Raw genomic sequence first — 18,064 nt, forward strand, 5'->3', positions numbered from 1 at the left:
GCGACCCCCTACCGCCACGCCACAGCGAAGATGGCGGTGGCCGCGATCACACCGACGATCATCGCCAGCACGTAATGGGTCACGACGCCGGTCTGGAGTTGCCGGAGCCGCCCGCCGCCGCGCAGGATCGAGCGGGCAACGCCGTTCACGACAGCGTTCACCCCGGTGAGATCGATCCGCAGTCCCGCCCGTGCCGCCCCATACAGCAAGGGCAGCGCCGCGGTTTCGGACACGTCGCTCACCGCCTTCTCGTAGCGCGCCAGCGGTCGTTCGGCGAGCCACATGAAGGCCCGCGCGCCCTTGCGATAGAACCAGTCGGTGTCGATGCTGATGGTTTTTTCTGGGTCGAGCGCCCGCAGGAACAGCACGAACCCGAAGGCAGTGAACATCAGCACGCCGAGGCTCTCCGTGACATGGAGGCCAGTGTAAGGTTCGAAGTCGACCGGATAGGGCATAAGCGCATAAAGCGGCTGCGGGAACAATCCGATCGCAATGCAAAGCACCGCCGCCATTCCCATCGCGACCAGCATGTTGCGCGGCGGCTCCCGCGCCTCCAGTTTCCGGTCCGTGCCGAAAAACATGTAATACGGCAGCTTCAAGCCCGTGTGCAGGAAGGTCCCCGACGATGCCATAGTCAGCGCCAGCACCACCAGCGCCCGATGATCCTGTCCGGCGGCGGCGATCACCATCGATTTGGTGACGAAGCCCGAGAAGAAGGGAAATGCCGAGATCGCGAAGGCGCCGACCATGTAGAGCGCCACTGTCAGCGGCATGGTCTTGTAGAGCCCGCCAAGCTCGGTGAGCTTGCGACGGCCGGTGACGTAGATCACCGCCCCGGCACCCATAAACAGAAGCGCCTTGTAGAGGATATGCGCGAAGGCATGGCTGGTGGCGCCATTGACGGCCATCTCGGTCCCGATACCGATGCCCGCCACCATATAACCCACCTGGCTGACGATGTGATAGGCCAACAGGCGCCGGCAGTCGTTCTCCAGTACTGCATAGATGACGCCGTAAAGCGCCATCGCGATGCCGAGCCAAACGAGAAGCTCGGTTCCCGGAAATGCGCGCGCCAGCACATAAACGGCGGTCTTGGTGGTGAAGGCGCTCATGAATACCGCCCCGGTGACGGTTGCCTCAGGGTAAGCGTCGGTCAGCCAGGCGTTGAGCGGCGGCACGGCGGCGTTCAGAAGGAACCCGGCAAGGATCAAGTAGGCGCCGGCGCCCATCCCCCCTCGATCGGGCCTAGGAGTAGCGAGCCTGTTGAAAGCCCGTAGAGAATGATGCCGCCAAGCAGGACGACGCCGCCGGTGATATGGACCATGAGATACCGGAACCCGGCGCTGATCGCTTGCCGGCCGCCCTGTGCGAAGACGAGATAGGCAGAGGCAAACGCCATGCCCTCCCAGAACAGGTATAGCGTCAGGTAGTCGCCGGCGAATACCACGCCGAGCGCGCTCCCGACGTAGACGAACGCAGCGACGTGCTGGCCGGGGCGAGGCAAGTGCAGCGCGTAGACCGTTCCGATCAGAGCCATGATGGTGAAAACCGTGGCGAAGACGCTGCTCAGCTTGTCGACCTTCGCGATCTGGATTTGCTGCCCGAGGAACGACGCCGCGCCGTAGTTGCCCGGCTGCGTCGTAACCACGGCGAGGATCGCCAACGCCGGGATCAGCAGCAGATAAGCCTTGCGGATCGATCCTCTGAGGAATGGGATCGGCAGAGCGCCGAGAATGAAGAGCAGGGCCGGATGGATGAAGTCAGTCATAGTAGTCCTCGCGCCGCATCAGCCCAGCCCGATGGCCGAGAAACTTGGAAACGAAGATGAGCAGCACGCAGGATCCGAAGCCGTACACGGCCGACCAGCCCGGCAGGCTGTCCCACAGGTATTCGGCGTGTTCGCGGGGAACCAGAACGTCGGCGATGACGATAAGAATGAGCGCCAGATAAAACAGCCGGCGCCGCTGATGCGCATATAGTTCGGCACCAAAGAAATCGACCACGCGCTTGATCATCTGACCACTCCGTCCGCCAAGGTGAGGAAATAGCCGGGGAAGATGCCCATCAGCACCGACAGGATGGCGGTCGCGACCAGCGGGATCGTGACCATCGGAATTTCCCGAACCGTCGCGGGGCTCTCCTGTGCCTCAGTCCCGAAAAAGGCGAGATAGCTGATTGGCAGGAAATAGGCGGCGTTCAGGACCGAACTTATGAGGAGCACGATCAGGAATGGGATTTCCCCCGCCTCCACCGAACCCCGTGCCAGATACCACTTGCTGACGAAGCCCGCGGTCAGCGGCACCCCGATCATGCCGAGCGAACCGACGAAGAACGCCCCCATCGTCCAGGGCAGCCTGCGGCCGATCCCAGCCATATCGCTGATGTTGCGCTTGCCAGATGCGCAATAGATTGAACCGGCGCAGAAAAAGAGCGTGATCTTGGAGAACGCATGCGCCGCGATGTGAACGATCCCGCCGACCATCGCGACCGGCGACAACAGAACCGCGCCCAGCACGATGTAGGAGAGTTGGCTGACGGTCGAATAGGCGAGCCTCGCCTTCAGGTCGTCCCGCGTGAGGGCGTAGACCGACGCCATGAGGATCGTGAACGAAACCAGATAGGCCGTGGCGATACCGAGGCCCAGCTTCCCCACCAGCTCGACGCCGAAGACATGGAAGACCACTCGCAGCACGCAGAACACGCCCATCTTGACCACGGCCACTGCATGCAGGAGCGCGCTGACCGGTGTCGGAGCCACCATCGCGGCAGGCAGCCAGGCGTGCATCGGCATCACCGCGGCCTTGGCGAAGCCAAAGAGATAGCAGAAATAAACGACCGTCAGCAGCAGCGCGGAGGCATCAGCGCCCGCCAGCAACCCGCCCATCACAAAGTCGAGCGACCCCGCAATGTGGTAGGTCAGCGCCAGCGCGGCGAGCAGCACGCTTTTCGACGCGCCCATCAGATAGACGAGGTACTTGCGGCTGCCCGTCCATCCTTGCTCGTCCTCGTGGTGGTAGACGAGGGGATAGGTAACGAGACTGAGCACCTCGTAGAAGATCACCAGCGTAAACAGATTGGCGGCGAAGGCACCCCCGGCGGCGGCGGCCAGACTGCTGGCGAAGCAGGCGAAGAACCGGGTCTGCGCGTGCTCGTTCAAGTGCCGCATGTAGCCGATGGAATAGATCGCAGCCACGATCCACAGCAGCGACGAGACGGTGGCAAACACCATGCCGAGCGCATCGACCCGGAAAGCGAAGTCAATCCCCGGCAGGATCTCGAACAGGCGCAAATCGATCGTCCCGCCCGCGAGCACGGTGGGTGCCATCGAGGCGACAATCGCGAACATGGCGATCGCGGCCAACGGCGAGACGAGATCGCGGAGTTTCTCGCGGTTGTTCAGAAGGAGAATCGCAAGGGCCGCCATACCTGCGACGGCAACGGCAAGCAGCGGCCGGATCGATATCACCGGGTCCAAACCGCTATCCTTTCATCATGGTCACGTCGTCGACCTTGAGGGTGGACTTGTTCCTCACGAGGGCGACCAGGATACCGAGGGCGACGGCAACCTCCGCCGCGGTGATTGCGATGACGAAGATCGCGAAGATCTGCCCGCGGAAATCGTCGTAGTAATGCCCGAAAGCGATGAAGTTGATGTTGACGGAGTTGAGCAAAAGCTCCAGCGACATGAGCACCACCAGAATATTGCGCCTGATCAGTACGCCCGCTGCTCCGATCACGAACAGGACCACTCCAAGCACAATATACCACGAGAGCGGAACCATCACTCCTGCTCCTTCCGCGCCAGCACGATGGCGCCGACCAGGGCCGCCAAAAGGATCACGGAGGCGATTTCAAACGGCAGGAGATAGTCGGCGAAAAGTGTCGTGCTGAGCTGCCTGATCTGATCGCCGCCGCGGATGGCGACAGGTTCGATGACCGAAAAGCGGTCACTCCAGAGCACCAGCACAAGCATCTCGACCCCAAGCAGGCCGACCAGCACCAGAGCCGACAGGTTGCCGCCCGGCAAAAACCGCTGCAACACCGCTTCACGCACATCGATCATCATGATCACGAACAGGAACAGGACCATGATCGCGCCGACATAGACAAAGATCTGGATGACCGCGAGGAACGGCGCCTCGAGCAAGACGAAGATGGCCGAGATATTGAGGAAACACGCCATCAACGCTAATGCGCTGTGAACCGGATTCCGCGCCAGGACGACCGTCAGGGCGGTGATCACGGACACCGCAGCGAACAGAAGAAAGAACCCCTGATCCATCGACGCCGACCCTCCGGCGCGAACTGTCACTCGGCGCGAGACGGCCGGTTTTGAGATTACGCCGCAACTTCAGATGCGTTCGCAAATTGTGCCCTAGTATCGGATTTTTCACAAGGTTATTGTCGAGCCTGTCCGTACCGAGTTTGGTTACGGCGTAGTGAGAAATTACTTACAAATAACACCGGTTACTCGCCCGAAATTACAAGTCTCCGTGGTTTCACGCCCCCGCAACCAAACAAATAGTCTGCCTCAGTGCGGGTCGCTGGCACAAAGACTTCATTTTCTCGAGGAAGGACGTATCGTCCTTTATCCCTCGCGAAGACAGCTGAGACCGGTTTGCGGATCGAAGAGATGCATCGCCTCCTCCTCGTAGAAGAGGGTGAGCGTTTCGTTATCCCGGATCGGCGTGCGCGGCGGCAAACAGGCCATCAGCCGCTGATTTCCGGCGAGGGCGGTGACGACGAGTTCCGGGCCGGTCAACTCGGCGATCTCCAGGGTTGCCTCGAGCGACGGGCCGGCGCCGTCTGTGCGAAGGGCCTCGGGGCGGATGCCGAGGATGACGTCGCGGCCATTGACGGCGGTTTCGGCGAAGCGGGCCGGCAGGGGCAGGCTGGCATCGCAACCTGCAATCGCCAGCCGGCCATCGCGTACCGTCGCTTTCAACAGGTTCATCGGCGGCGCGCCGACGAAGGTGGCAACATAGAGTGTTGCCGGATGGTTATAGATTTCCTCAGGTGTGCCCAGCTGCTCGATGCGGCCGTCGCGCATGACGGCGATGCGGCTTGCCAGCGTCATCGCCTCGATCTGGTCATGGGTGACATAGACCACCGTGGTCTTCAGCATCTGATGCAGCCGCTTGATCTCGGTGCGCATCTCCATGCGCAGCTTGGCGTCGAGATTGGAAAGCGGCTCGTCGAAGAGGAACACTTCCGGCTTGCGCACCAGCGCCCGGCCGATCGCCACGCGCTGGCGCTGGCCGCCGGAGAGCTGGCTCGGTTTGCGGTCGAGAAGGTTTTCGATCTGCAGGAGTTTGGCGGCATCGCGCACGGCCTTGTCGCGCTCGCCCGCCGGCACCTTGCGCATTTCCAGGCCGAAGCCGATGTTCCGGTGCACCGTCAGATTGGGATAGAGCGCGTAGGATTGAAAGACCATGGCGATGTCGCGGTCCTTCGGGTGCACGCCCAGCACCGAGCGCCCGCCGATCCTGACGTCGCCGCTCGTCGCTTCGGCAAGGCCGGCAATGATGTTGAGCAGCGTGGACTTGCCGCAGCCCGACGAGCCGAGCAGCACAAGGAACTCGCCGCTTTCCAGCGAAATGTCGATGCCTTTCAGCGTCTCCACCTCGCCATAGGTCTTGCGGATGTTTTCAATGTCGAGCGCGCTCATGACATGGGCTCCTGACGAGACGATGGCTCGCCATAGCTGCGGGGAAGGGTGGAAATGGCGCGCGAAGCGATCTGCGTCCCCGCCGCCAGGCAGGCGGCCAGCGGTTTGCCATCTGCCATTGCTGCCAGGAAGCCGGCGTTGAAGACATCGCCGGCGCCGATCGTATCGACGACCTTGACGACGGGTGCAGTTGCGGATGCCGGCAGGCCGTCCGGCCCGATGGCGATGGCGCCGTCCGGGCCGCGCTTGACGACGACGATCGCGCCTTCCGGCATATGCGACCTGATCTCACGGGCGGCTTCGATCGGATCGGCGATGCCGGCAAGCGTCGTCGTCTCGACCTCGTTCAGCAGTGCAATGCCGCTGCGCGAAAGCCAGGCGCGGGCGGCCGCACAATTTTCTTGCGTCCAGCCGTCGAGCGGCCAGCCGGTATCGAGTGCGACGGTGATATCGTGGCTGTCGGCCCAGTCGAAGAAAGCGTCATATTCGCTCGCCAGGTCGTCGGTCAGAAAGCCGCCGCAGAGAAGCGCGTACCCGCCACCCAGCCTTTCGCCGTCGATGACGGCGAAGACGTCGGCGAGGCTGAAGCGCGGCAGGTGGCCGGTCGTCGTGAAAAACGTGCGCTCGCCGTCCGGATGAGTGATGCCGACGGAGAGCGTGGTCTTCTCAGGACGCACGGGCCACTTCTCGGAGCGCCGGCCGAAGGCCTCGGCAAGCCAGCGGCCGAACTGGTCGCTGCCGATATTCGCGGCGATCTCGAATTCGATGCCGAGCGCCTGCCAGGCGAGCGCGCTGTTTCCGGCCGATCCGCCAACCCTCAGCTCGTCATGATCGACGATGATTTCCGTGCCGGCCTTCGGCCAGGGGGCGGCCGGTCCGAGGATGAGATCGACATTGACGTTGCCGATGACTGCAAGCGGCCGCATTCATTCACTCCGGGTAATCTTGGTGGATCGGACCGGCGTTCCGGCATTCTCTACGCGGGTTTCGGCGAAGGCGATCATCAGCCGCTGGGCGACCGGCAGCATGGCGAAGATCGCGGCAAGGCCCGTCGCTGGCGCAAAACCGATCGTCACCGCCCCGGTGACCGGGGCTTCACTCGAGGCGTCGAACAAGATGACAGGCGCGCCTGTCTCGACGGCGGACACCGCCATGGCTGTGACGAGGCCGGCGGTCTCGTCGAGGCCGCGGAACAGCACGACGCCGATTTCCGGTCCCAGCATCTCCATCGGGCCATGGCGTAGCTGGCCGCCTTCGAGCGAGAAGCAGGGGCGGCGCGAAAGCTCCGTTAGCCCAAGGGCCAAAGCCTCGGCGACACCTTGCAGACGGCGGCCTGAGGTCACGACGGTCACGACGTTTTCGAGTGCTGACAGGGCCGCTGAGATGTCGTGGTCTTCGGGTGTCTTGAGGACGGCAAGTGCTGCCGCCGGATCTTCGCCGAGGGCAGCCAAGATCGCGAGGTGCAGGGCGAAGGTCACTGTCAGGCTGCGGGTTGCGGCAAAGGCAAGCTCTGTGCCGCCGCTGCCGACCAGCGACGGGGCGGTTCTGGCAAGGAAGGAGCTGCCTTCGAGCGTCAGGCCGAAGGTTTCCTCCGTGCCGCCGGTCTCGTCGAACCAGCGCAGGACTTCGGCGCTTTCGCCGGATTGCGAGGTGACGAAGATTGTCCTGCCGGCGATCGGCAGCGGCTGGCCGAGCTGTTCGGAAAGCGGCAGGGCAAAGGCATCGATGCCGAGGGCGCGGTAGAGCGGCTCGACGGCGCGGTTAACCGCATGCGAGCCGCCCATGCCGAGGAGAAGCAGCCGGCCCGTTTTCTTCAGCGAGGCGGCGGCTCTTACCGCCATGGGGGCCGCGGCTTCATAAGAGGCGAGCGCATCGCCGTGCTGGCGCGCCATTTCGCGCTCGATCGCCGCAAGTCCGGCGGGCCGGTTTCTTTCTGTTGTCATGTTCATCCCTTGACGCCGCCGCTGGTGAGCCCTGAAATCAGGGCGCGTTGCATGACGAGACCGATCAGCACTGGGGGCAGGGCGGCGAGCACGCCTGCCGTGGCGATCAGTCCGTAATCGGAAACGCGCCCGCCCGCGAGATCGGCAATGGCGACGGTCAGCGTCTTGGCGCGCTGGTCCGAGGTGAAGAGCAGCGCATAGAAGAATTCATCCCAGGCCAGCAGGAATGCAAAGAGGCTCGATGTCGCGACCACGGGGGCAGCGAGCGGCAGCGTGATGATCTTCAGCGTCTGGAACAGGCCGGCGCCATCGATCATCGCGGCGGATTCAATCTCGCGCGGGATGGAATCGAAGCCCGATTTCATCAGCCAGGTGGTGAAGGGCGCCAGGATGGTGAGATAAACGAGGGCGAGGCCGAAGACATTATTCAGCATGCCGAGATGGGAGAGACCCATATAGAGCGGCACGGCCAGCGCGACCGGCGGCAGCATATAGGTGGCGATCACCATCGACAGGGACCAGCCCACCGAAGGCGTGCGCGACACCGCCCAGCCGGCCGGAATAGCAAGCGCGATGGCGGCGATGGTCGCCATGCCGGCCACCTCGATGCTGTTGCGTAGCGACGCGGTGAAGGCGGCGCCGGCGCTGTTTTCCAGTGTCGACAGCAAGAGCTGGTATCGCGAGAAATCCGCCGCCTGTGGCCACCAGCGCAGCGGCTTTGCCGCAAGGTCGGCGGCCGGCGAGATGCTCATGATGAAAAGCCAGAGGATCGGCGCCAGGATGACTGCGGCAAGCAGCAGCGCGCAGAGGTGAATGAACACGGAAAAGAGCGGGCTCTGGCGTTCCATCAGGCCGCACTCCCCGCGGTCTTGCGCACCAGGGCGGCGTAGCCGACGGCGAGCAGCGTCACCAGCAGCGTGACGATCAAGGCCAGCGACGCGCCGGAACCTGCCCGCTGGAAGGAGAAAGCTTCCTGATAGACGAGGATCGACAGCGTGCGGGTGCTGTTGGCCGGGCCGCCGCGGGTCATGACCCAGATGATGTCGAATACCTTGAAAGCTTCGATCGTGCGCAGCACGAGCGCCACCATCAGCGGGCCGGCGAGATAGGGCAGGATGACGAAGCGGAAGCGGGCGAAGGGGCCGGCGCCGTCAACGAGGGAGGCGGCGGTGATATCGCGCGGCACGGCCTGGAGTGCGGCAAGTGCGATCAGAGCCACCAGCGGAAAATTCTTCCAGCAGTCGGCGACGATGAGGGAGGCGAGCGCCGTGCCGGGCTCGCCGAGCCAGGAGCGATAGGCATCGAGCAGGCCGAGCTGCGTCAGCGCGGCGTTGAGCGCACCGTATTCCGGATTATAGATCAGCCGCCAGAGCGTGGCGTTGACCACGGTCGGCAGCGCCCAGGGCAGGATCATCAGGGCGCGCAGCGCGGTGCGGCCGCGGAACTGCTGGTTCAGCAGGAGGGCGGCGAGCACGCCGATCACCATTTCGGCGGCGACCGAGACGATCGCGAACCATGCTGTCGTGACCAGCGTGCGCTGGAAATTCGAGCCGGAGAGCATCTTCACGTAATTGTCGATGCCGACGAAACTGCCGCCGGTGCCGACGAGCTTTGCATCGGTGAAGGAGAGGCCGACGGTATCGATGAGCGGCCAGCCGATGACGGAGATCATGACCACGAGAAGCGGCAACATCAAAAGCCACGCGCGGGTTGTCAGCCATGTGCCTGACATCGAGGCGACCCTTCTTCATTCTTAAGCTTCAGAGGCCGGGCGACGGCAGGCGCCGCCCGGGGTTATGCCGGGTTCAGAGGCCGCTGTTTTCGGCGGCCGACTTCAGCGCGTCCTCAGGCGTGGCTTGGCCGAGCAGCGACTTCCTGGATCGCCTGCTGCAGCGCGGTCGACAGCTCCTGATATTTCGGCGTCGTCGGGCGCGGATACATGGCGGCGAGGCCGATTTTTGCAGCGGAAATCAGCTCTTCCTGGCCCTTGGTGACGGTCGCATCCTCATAGGACGAGGCCCAGATCGGCAGGCTGAGCTTGGCGTAGGCGTTCTGTGTCGCCTGCGAGGTCATGAATGTGATGTATTTCCAGGCCTCATCGGGATGCTTGCTGGCCGAGGTGATGCCGAGGCCCATCGAGCCGTTGACGGCCGAAGCCTCGCTCTTGCCGGCGACGCCCGGCGCCGGCACGACGCCGACCTTGCCCGCGACCTTGCTGTCCTTCGGGTCGTTGGCCATGTTGTACATGTAGGTCCAGTTGAGCGCGAAGGCGGCATCGCCGTTCTGGAAGACCTTGCGGACGTCCTCTTCCAGGAACTCCTTGGAGTTCGGGTTCGTCAGGCCCGATGTATAGCTCGAGACCATGTACTTCAGCGCGTCGAGACCGCCGCCGCTCTGGAAGGCAGGTTTGCCGTCCTTCAGGAAATCACCGCCATAGGCGCTGACCAGCGTGGTGTAGTCGCAGATTGCTGCTTCGGCCTGCGACCAGCTCCAGGCGATCGGGGTGGCGAGCAGGCCCTTGTCCTTGATCGTCTTTGCCTGCTCGGCCAGCTCGTCCCAGGTTTTCGGCGGCGCCTTGATGCCGGCCTTTTCCAGGATCTCCTTGTTGTAAAAAAGATATTTGGTGTCGAGGATCCACGGCATGCCGTAATATTTTCCGTCATACTGCACAGTGGTCCAGGCGCCCGGCAGCACGCCCTTCTTCATCTCGTCGGTGATGCGGGAGGAGACGTCGACCAGCACCTTGTTGGTGGCGTATTCAGCCGGCCAGATGACGTCGAAGAGGACGACGTCGTAACCGCCGCCAGAACCCTGTGCCAACACCGTCTTGTCGTGCAGTCCCTCATACGGAACGAATTCGAGATTGACCTTGATGTCAGGGTTCGCCTTGGCGAAGGCGTCGGTCATGGCGCGCACGTCGGCCTCGCTGTAAGCCGCCTGCGCCATGAACAGCGCGTTCAGCGTCGTTTCGGCGAAAGCATGCGGGGCAAGAGATGCGCCGATCAAGGCCGCACCCAAAAGCGTCTTGTTCAAGGATTTCAGCATTGCAGCCTCCAGTTTTTGACATTTACGCATGGCCGAGGGCGGATTTTCCGCCACCGGTTTCGAGAGGCACGCGTGAAAAGAAAACGTGCCGGTTGAACATCTCGGAGCGTCGTTGGAGGCCCTGTGCGGGCTCCTGCGTTCCCTGGAACTCTTCGGTCCCTTATTAAGTCAAATGTCTTGACTTATTACTTCTTCAACATTCTACTGGAGTCAAGAGGCAATTGCACATGAATGACGTCAGGCCGATCCGGGCCAAGAGCGGCACCAATCACGAAGGCACCAGCGCGCATAACAGGCGTGTGATGATCGATGCCTTGAGGATCAACGGTGCGCTCTCGCGCGCCGATCTGGCTCGGGCGACGCGGCTGACCAAGCAGACAGTGTCCAATATCATCGAGGAGCTCGAGTTCGACGGTCTCGTCAGTTCGCAGGAGGCGGTGCGAAAGGGCAGGGGCCAGCCCTCGACGCCTTATCGGCTTGTTCCCGAGGGCGCCTTCGCGATCGGCCTGCAGATTGACCGGCATGTGACGCGGGCGGTTGCCGTCGATCTCGTCGGCAATGTTCTCGTGCGCGATGAGGCCGGCCTCCCGGCCGGAGTCCCTTCGGAAGGGACGAAGGTCATCCTCGATCTCGTTGCCGGCGTGCGTGCAGAACTTGCCGGCATCGTCCAGCAATCGGAAAAGCGGCTGGTCGGCCTCGGCGCCGCCATGCCCGGACCCTTTGGCGTCGCCGGCAGCGGCGACGATCCCTGGATGATGGAGGCCTGGCAGAAGTTTCCGCTGCTGGAAACGCTGACCGCCGGCACCGGGCTCGATGTCGGCCTGCAGAACGATGCGGCGGCAGCCGCAACCGCCGAGCGTATGGTGGGGGCCGCCCATGGTCTCGACCATGCCGTCTGCCTGTTCGTCGGCTACGGCATCGGCGCCGGCCTCATTCTTAACGGCGAACTCTATCGCGGCGCCAACGGCAATGCCGGCGAGATCGGCATGGCGCTGCTCTTTGCCGACGGCAAATCGACGCCGCTCGAACATCGCGCTTCGCTCGCCTCGCTCTACCAGCACCTGTCGATCGATCCCGCCGATCCCGATCTGCATGCGCACATCAACGACCTCGCCTCGAGGGGCGATCCAGGCATCGATACCTGGATCGATGCGGCGGCGGCGGACCTGCGCTGGAGTATCCATCTCGTCGAAACGGTCTTCGATCCGCAGACGGTGATCCTCTGCGGCAGCGCCCCCGAAGCGCTGGTGAACCGGTTGATTGCGGCCATCGGCCCGCTGCTGCCCTCGATCGCCGAACGGCGCGGGCGGACGCTGCCGCGCCTGCAGCCCGGCATGGCCGATCCATGGTCAGTGGCGCTCGGTGCTGCCGCCGGACCGATCAGCCGCGCATTCGACCCCCATTTTGCAGCAATTTTGAAGGATTCCCTCTGATTTAGGGGCTGAAACCGGGCGTTGCACAGCAGTGCAACGGCAAAATAAGGAGGTTTTTTGCAAGTTTCGATATGATGGAGCAAAGAATAGGTGAGCTTTTCCAAAATATAAATAAATATCAAATACTCTTTGAAATTGCACCATCCAGAATATATATGCCCGCAACTGTAAATATATTTGCAGACCACTCGATGCCGATCTAAATATTTCCCCTGAGCGTTGTGAGCAACAACCGTGTGACGATTTTGTGACGACTGGATTTCGGTCATTTCATGTCATGTAATATTCATTGGCCGCCGCAATTTGAACCAGCTAATAGGGCGTGCGCTGAAAGTGCGCGTCCCTTCTACGTTCGAGGTTCTCATGCAAGCCAAGCTTCTCGGCGCCGTTGGCGCCCTTCTCGCTACAGCGTTTCTTGCTGGCCCCGCTGCCGCCGCCGAAAAGACCAAGATTGACTTCTGGTTCGGTAATTCCGGTGACATCGCAAAGCGTGTCCAGGAACAGTGCGATCGCTTCAACCAGTCGCAGGCCGACTACGAAGTCGTCTGCACCAGCCAGGGCAGCTACGACGCTTCCCTGCAGAACACCATTGCCGCCTTCCGCGCCGGCAAGCAGCCGACCATCGCCCAGGTTTCCGACGCCGGCACGCTCGACATCATGCTCTCCGGCGCCTACTACCCGGCAAACAAGCTGATGGCCGACATGGGCTACACCGTCGACTGGAACGATTACTTCTCGGGTATATCAGGCTACTACGCCACGTCGAAGGGCGAGATGTATTCCTTCCCCTTCAACTCCTCGACCGCTTTGCTCTACTGGAACAAGGACGCCTTCGCCAAGATCGGCAAGGATCACGCTCCGGCGACCTGGAAGGAAGCCGGTGAGGACTTCAAGGCTCTGAAGGACGCCGGCTATGCATGCCCGCTCGCCTTCGACATCTCCAGCAACGAAGTCTGGCAGTACATCGAGCAGTTCGAAGCCGTCAACGGCGAGCCGATCGCCACGAAGAAGAACGGTTTCGAAGGCCTCGACGCCGAGCTGGTCTTCAACAAGAACCCGCTTCTCGTCAGCTACATCAAGGACCTCAAGTCCTGGTACGACAACAAGCTCGCCCTCATCAAGAACAAGGCCGTCGGCCAGACCTTCGTCGAAGCCTTCGCTGCCGGCGATTGCCAAGTCATCCTGACCTCGGTCGGCGACCACGGCAATGTCGGCCGCACCGCCAAGCAGGGCATGAACTGGGGCGTTGCCATGCTCCCGACCTATGGTGACGCAACCCGTCACAGCTCCTATGTCGGCGGCGCTTCTCTCTGGGTTCTGAAGGGCCATTCGGACGCCGAGTACAAGGCTGCCGCTGCCTTCTTCAACTTCATCGCCAAGCCGGAAGAAGCTCTGACCTGGTCGACCGTTACCGGCTACATCCCGGTTCGCAACTCCGGCTTCGAATATCTGAAGAAGCAGGGCTTCTACGACAAGGCGCCTTACGCCGGCCGTGAACTCGCCATTCAGAGCCTGACCGCTTCCCCGGCTGGCGACGCAGCCGCCAAGGGCATCCGTCTCGGCGGCCTGCTGCAGGTCCGCACCGAGATCGCCAACGGCCTGCAGGCCATCTTCGTCAACAATGCCGACGTCCAGGCCTCGCTCGACTCTGCTGCCGAAAGCGGCAACCAGCTCCTGCGCCGCTTCCAGCAGACCTACAAGAACGTTCAGCTCCCCTGATCGCCTGATTGAGCCGCACCCGGCCCGCCTTGCGCGTGCCGGGTGCGTCTTTATAAGTTCTCCCAACCAGTCGCGGATGCGCGCTGCCGCCCGCGCCTGAAGTCAAACCAGGGCGAAAACGACCACCCATGGAAAAGCGCGTCACCTTCTCCTCGACGACGATCGGCCTCCTCTTCGCATTCCCGATGCTGTTGCTGATCTTCGTCTTCTTCTACTGGCCAAGCGCGCAGGCGCTTTATTGGGCTTTCACGCTCGAGCAGCCATGGGGCGGCGGCAATGCCTGGGTCGGCTTCGACAATTTCAAACTGCTGCTCAGCGATCCGGTCTATTGGGAATCGATCACCCGCAGCATGGTTTTCGGCTTCAGCTCGACGATCATTGCCATGGGGCTGGCGCTCATCCTGGCGCTTTTGACGGATCGTGAACTGCGCGGCCACAAAATCTACCGGTCGGTTTTCATCTGGCCCTATGCGATCGCTGCGCCCGCTCTCGGGCTGGCCTTCCGCTTCATCCTGGCGCCGGAGGCGGGCCTTCTCTCGGTCATCAACCATGTCTGGCCCGGCCTCTGGAATCCGGCGCTCGACGGCAAGGACGCGATGATCGCCGTCATCATCGCCTTCTCCTGGAAATATATCGGCTATAACTTCATCTTCTTCCTCTCGGCTCTGCAGGGCATTCCGCGCTCGCTGATCGAAGCGGCCGCCATGGATGGCTCCGGGCCGCTGCGCCGTATGTGGGATCTTCAGCTGCCTCTGCTGACGCCGACATTGTTCTTCCTGCTTGTCATCAACATCACCGAAAGCTTCCAGGATTCCTTCGGCATCGTCGACGTGATGACGCAGGGTGGCCCGGCCCGGGCGACGGAGCTGATGGTCTACAAGATCTATTTCGACGGCTTCCGAGGCCTCGATTATTCAGGCGCGGCGGCGCAATCGATCATTCTGATGCTGCTCGTCGTCATGCTCACCATCTTCCAGTTCCGCTTCATCGAGCGGCGCGTGCACTACAAGTGAGGTCGCGGACATGATCGAACGCACGCCGATATTCAACTTCATCTGCTACACGCTTCTAGCGCTCGGCATGGTGATCGCGCTCCTGCCTTTCGTCATCGTCATCATCGCATCGACGCTCGATCTGGAGACGGTCAACCGCGTGCCGCTGCCGCTGACGCCGGGCTCGCATTTTTGGGAAAACGCTCGCGAAGCCTGGGTGCGCGCCGATCTTGGCAACAAGCTGCTGCACAGCATCATTTTCGCCACGGCAGTCGCTGCCGGCAAGGTCATCCTTTCGGCCATGGCAGCGTTTTCAATCGTCTATTTCCGCTTCCGCGGACGGCATCTGATCTTCTGGATCATCTTCATCACGCTGATGCTGCCGCTGGAAGTGCGTATCGTTCCCACCTATTCGATCGCGGCGAACGCGCTACAGCCGTTCCAAACGATACTCGATGTCACGGGCATCAGCTGGCTTGTGGCGCAGATCAGCGGTATCCAGATCAAGCTCGAATGGGGCTTGCTGAATTCCTATCCAGGTCTCGTCCTGCCGATGGTCGCTACTGCGACCGGCACCTTCCTCTATCGGCAGTTCTATCTGACGGTTCCCGATGAACTTGCCGAGGCCTCGAAGATGGACGGATCGGGTCCGGTGCGGTTTTTCTGGGACATTCTGGTGCCGCTGTCGCGACCGAACATGATCGCCTTGTTCACGATCATGTTCGTCTGGGCCTGGAACCAGTATCTCTGGCCGCTTCTGATCACCACCGATCCGAATTTCGGCATTGCGGTGACGCAGCTCAAAACCCTGATCCCGTCCGAATTCGGCCTGCCTGACTGGAACGTCGCCATGGCGGGTACTCTGATCATCATGTCGCCACCGCTGGTGCTCGTCATCCTGATGCAGCGCTGGTTCGTGCGCGGCCTTATCTCCACCGAGAAGTGAAGGAACAGTCCTGTGGCACCGATCTCAATCCGTGATGTGAAGAAGAGCTACGGCAAACATCCCGTGGTTCACGGCGTCGATCTGGAGATTAAATCCGGTGAGTTCGTTGTCATCCTCGGCCCGTCGGGCTGCGGCAAGTCCACGCTCTTACGCATGATCGCCGGCCTCGAGGAAATCAGCGGCGGCGAAATCGCCATTGACGGCCGCGTCGTCAACCAGCTGGAGCCGCGCGAGCGCGGCTGCGCGATGGTGTTCCAGAACTATGCGCTCTATCCGCATATGACGGTTGCCGAGAATATCGGTTATGCCTTGAAGGTGGCGGGTGTGGCGAAGGCTGAGCGTCAGCGACGCATTACCGAGGTCGCCAAGGCGCTCAGCCTCGAACCTTTCCTCGACCGCCGCCCGGCCGCTCTTTCCGGCGGCCAGCGCCAGCGCGTCGCCATGGGTCGCGCGATGATCCGCGAGCCGAAAGTGTTCCTCTTCGATGAGCCGCTGTCGAACCTCGACGCCAAGCTGCGCATCGCCATGCGCGCCGAAATCCGCCGCCTGCACCGCCGCCTCGGCGCCACCTCGATCTTCGTCACGCATGACCAGACGGAGGCGATGACGCTGGCCGACCGGCTGGTGGTGATGAATGGCGGCAGGGTCGAGCAGGTCGGCACGCCGGAAGAGGTCTATCATCATCCGGTCTCGCGCTTCGTCGCCGGTTTCGTCGGCACGCCGGCGATGAACCTGCTCGAAGGCACGATCAATGACGAGGGCGTCTTCGTCTACGATCAGAGCCGCAAGATCGCCCTGCCGCGCGACCGCGCCGCGAGCCTGAAGGGCAAGCGCGTCGTGCTCGGCATGCGCGCCGAGGCCGCCCGGCTGGTGGCGCCGGATGCGCCCGGCGCCTTGATCGCGACGGCCGATTTCATCGAAGAGCTCGGCGCGAGCCGCGTCGTTCATGCCGATTTCGACGGGCTGCCTTTTGCCGTGGCGCTGACGGATGCCGTGAGCGTGAAATCGGGCGATCCGATCGGCATCGCGATCGACCACAATGCGATCCACCTCTATGCCGCCGATACCGGCCGGATTATCGAGAACCCTGCCATGAGCAGCACCGGCGCCGTCCACGCCTGACGAATTCATCGCCGGTCGGCGTCAGCGATGGATCGGATCGATCCAGGGGACGTCTTCCGGTTTCTCGACCGGCTCGATATCGAGATTGACGACGACGGGCTCCTGGCCTGAGCGGACGAGCACGCATTCCAGGGTCTCGTCGCGGCTGGCGTTGATCTCCTGATGCGGTACGTAGGGCGGGACATAGATGAAGTCGCCGGGGCCGGCCTCGGCGGTAAATTCCAGATGCTCGCCCCAGCGCATGCGGGCCTTGCCCTTGACGACGTAGATGATGCTTTCCAAGTCGCCGTGATGGTGGGCGCCGGTCTTGGCGTTGGCATGGATCGTCACCGTGCCGGCCCAGATTTTCTCGGCGCCGGCACGCGCATTGTTGATCGCGGTTGCGCGGTTCATGCCCGGCGTCTGCGCCGTGTTGGGATCGAGCGAATTGCCGGGAATGACCTTGACGCCATGTTCCCGCCAGTCGATGTGAGAATGCTCGTGGTCGCCTCTCATGCCTTGCCTCCGCCTTCGATATAAACAATCTAGGTGGGCGCGGCGCGGCGGCCAAGCGGATTGTCTTCGTGCATCAGGAAAGAGTTCACCCGATGAGCCACCTCCCGCAGATCGATTACGACACCGCTTCGCAAGAGGTTCGCGCGGCGCATGACGAGGAAATCAGGCTGCGGGGGCGCATGACCAACATGAAGCGGACGCTCCTCCATTCGCCGGTCGCCCATCGCATCTATGCCGAGTGGTTTGCGCTGCGGGCCGAGCTCGATTCCGTGATCAGCGACCGGGAGATCTGGATCTTCTCGCATGCGATCTCGAAAGCGGCGAAATCGAAGATCGCCATCACCTTCTTTCGCCGGGCGCTGATCAACAAGGGTTTCGACCCCGATGCACTGGAGCTTTCCGAAGCGGATGCCCTGCTCAACGCGTTCGGCAGGGCGGTCGTCGCCGATTCCAACGCCGTTCCGGCCGAGCTCTGGGCGAGGTTGAAAGAGCGTTACGAGACCAAGACGCTGGTCGATCTCGTCGCCTTTGCCGGCATCATGCTGGCAACCGCTGTCTTCAACAATGTCGTCGAGGTCGAGGTCGATCCCGAACTTGAGGCCTTCGCGGAGGGCGCCGGCCCGGCCTAAAGCAAGTCGCAATCTTTCGGATCGCTCCTCTCGCTTTAGGTCTTTGTCTTACGCATGTCGTTGCCGCAAAAC

General features: G+C 62.3%; 16 protein-coding genes and 2 pseudogenes. 6 read left to right on the forward strand and 12 right to left on the reverse strand.

The features are described from left to right. Positions 1 to 8: 8 nt before the first annotated feature. The 11 genes and pseudogenes from MHI61_RS06450 to MHI61_RS06500 form a co-directional block, all read right to left on the reverse strand. Positions 9 to 1,768: pseudogene (locus MHI61_RS06450) on the reverse strand (Na(+)/H(+) antiporter subunit D). Next, positions 1,761 to 2,015 carry a hypothetical protein gene (locus MHI61_RS06455; RefSeq protein ID WP_239791372.1) on the reverse strand — a complete coding sequence of 85 codons (255 nt, stop codon included), beginning with the start codon at positions 2,013 to 2,015 and terminating at the stop codon, positions 1,761 to 1,763. The pseudogene MHI61_RS06450 and the gene MHI61_RS06455 overlap by 8 nt, the downstream one beginning before the upstream one ends. After that, positions 2,012 to 3,475: a monovalent cation/H+ antiporter subunit D family protein gene (locus tag MHI61_RS06460; protein WP_239791373.1), complete on the reverse strand. Its 1,464-nt coding sequence runs from the start codon at positions 3,473 to 3,475 to the stop codon at positions 2,012 to 2,014. Before MHI61_RS06460 ends, MHI61_RS06455 begins: the two co-directional genes overlap by 4 nt. A 4-nt stretch (positions 3,476 to 3,479) precedes the next feature. Continuing rightward, the gene (gene nuoK / locus MHI61_RS06465) at positions 3,480 to 3,782 is read right to left on the reverse strand and encodes an NADH-quinone oxidoreductase subunit NuoK (protein ID WP_038690941.1); all 303 of its coding nucleotides are present in this window, start codon (positions 3,780 to 3,782) and stop codon (positions 3,480 to 3,482) included. Next, entirely contained in the window at positions 3,782 to 4,282 is a 501-nt protein-coding gene (locus MHI61_RS06470) for an NADH-quinone oxidoreductase subunit J (RefSeq protein WP_239792793.1), read from the reverse strand. Before MHI61_RS06470 ends, nuoK begins: the two co-directional genes overlap by 1 nt. Positions 4,283 to 4,588: 306 nt before the next feature. Further along, complete coding sequence (gene ugpC, locus MHI61_RS06475; RefSeq protein ID WP_239791374.1) at positions 4,589 to 5,668, reverse strand: sn-glycerol-3-phosphate ABC transporter ATP-binding protein UgpC; 1,080 nt, start codon at positions 5,666 to 5,668, stop codon at positions 4,589 to 4,591. Beyond that, positions 5,665 to 6,594 carry a PfkB family carbohydrate kinase gene (locus MHI61_RS06480; protein ID WP_239791375.1) on the reverse strand — a complete coding sequence of 310 codons (930 nt, stop codon included), beginning with the start codon at positions 6,592 to 6,594 and terminating at the stop codon, positions 5,665 to 5,667. Before MHI61_RS06480 ends, ugpC begins: the two co-directional genes overlap by 4 nt. Continuing rightward, positions 6,595 to 7,617: an aminotransferase gene (locus MHI61_RS06485; RefSeq protein ID WP_239791376.1), complete on the reverse strand. Its 1,023-nt coding sequence runs from the start codon at positions 7,615 to 7,617 to the stop codon at positions 6,595 to 6,597. It abuts the gene before it with no gap. Continuing rightward, entirely contained in the window at positions 7,614 to 8,459 is an 846-nt protein-coding gene (locus tag MHI61_RS06490; RefSeq protein ID WP_239791377.1) for a carbohydrate ABC transporter permease, read from the reverse strand. Before MHI61_RS06490 ends, MHI61_RS06485 begins: the two co-directional genes overlap by 4 nt. Continuing rightward, the gene (locus MHI61_RS06495; protein ID WP_239791378.1) at positions 8,459 to 9,343 is read right to left on the reverse strand and encodes a sugar ABC transporter permease; all 885 of its coding nucleotides are present in this window, start codon (positions 9,341 to 9,343) and stop codon (positions 8,459 to 8,461) included. Before MHI61_RS06495 ends, MHI61_RS06490 begins: the two co-directional genes overlap by 1 nt. Positions 9,344 to 9,416: 73 nt before the next feature. Beyond that, positions 9,417 to 10,656, reverse strand: a pseudogene (locus MHI61_RS06500) (extracellular solute-binding protein). A gap of 227 nt (positions 10,657 to 10,883) precedes the next feature. On the opposite strand from MHI61_RS06500, the gene MHI61_RS06505 reads away from it, so the two are divergent. From MHI61_RS06505 to MHI61_RS06525, 5 genes are all read left to right on the forward strand, one after another. After that, on the forward strand, positions 10,884 to 12,089 hold the full coding sequence (locus MHI61_RS06505) for an ROK family transcriptional regulator (RefSeq protein ID WP_239791379.1): 1,206 nt from the start codon (positions 10,884 to 10,886) through the stop codon (positions 12,087 to 12,089). Positions 12,090 to 12,452: 363 nt separating this feature from the next. Continuing rightward, positions 12,453 to 13,808 carry an extracellular solute-binding protein gene (locus MHI61_RS06510; protein WP_239791380.1) on the forward strand — a complete coding sequence of 452 codons (1,356 nt, stop codon included), beginning with the start codon at positions 12,453 to 12,455 and terminating at the stop codon, positions 13,806 to 13,808. A 128-nt stretch (positions 13,809 to 13,936) separates the two neighbouring features. After that, positions 13,937 to 14,821, forward strand: a complete 885-nt coding sequence (locus tag MHI61_RS06515; protein WP_239791381.1) for a sugar ABC transporter permease — start codon at positions 13,937 to 13,939, stop codon at positions 14,819 to 14,821. 10 nt (positions 14,822 to 14,831) lie between these two features. Next, positions 14,832 to 15,746 (forward strand): ABC transporter permease subunit, encoded by a 915-nt coding sequence (locus MHI61_RS06520; protein WP_239791382.1) that lies wholly within the window; start codon positions 14,832 to 14,834, stop codon positions 15,744 to 15,746. Between the two features lie 12 nt (positions 15,747 to 15,758). Next, a complete protein-coding gene (locus MHI61_RS06525; RefSeq protein WP_239791383.1) occupies positions 15,759 to 16,868 on the forward strand; it encodes a sn-glycerol-3-phosphate import ATP-binding protein UgpC in 1,110 nt (369 codons plus the stop codon). Between the two features lie 21 nt (positions 16,869 to 16,889). On the opposite strand, the gene MHI61_RS06530 is transcribed toward MHI61_RS06525, so the two are convergent. Continuing rightward, positions 16,890 to 17,363 (reverse strand): cupin domain-containing protein, encoded by a 474-nt coding sequence (locus MHI61_RS06530; protein WP_239791384.1) that lies wholly within the window; start codon positions 17,361 to 17,363, stop codon positions 16,890 to 16,892. A 92-nt stretch (positions 17,364 to 17,455) separates the two neighbouring features. Between MHI61_RS06530 and MHI61_RS06535 the strand changes: the two genes are divergently transcribed. Beyond that, entirely contained in the window at positions 17,456 to 17,992 is a 537-nt protein-coding gene (locus MHI61_RS06535; protein WP_239791385.1) for a hypothetical protein, read from the forward strand. Positions 17,993 to 18,064 lie beyond the last annotated feature (72 nt).

It is taken from the genome of Rhizobium sp. K102 (genome assembly GCF_022385315.1).
GTDB classification, from domain to species: domain Bacteria; phylum Pseudomonadota; class Alphaproteobacteria; order Rhizobiales; family Rhizobiaceae; genus Rhizobium; species Rhizobium croatiense.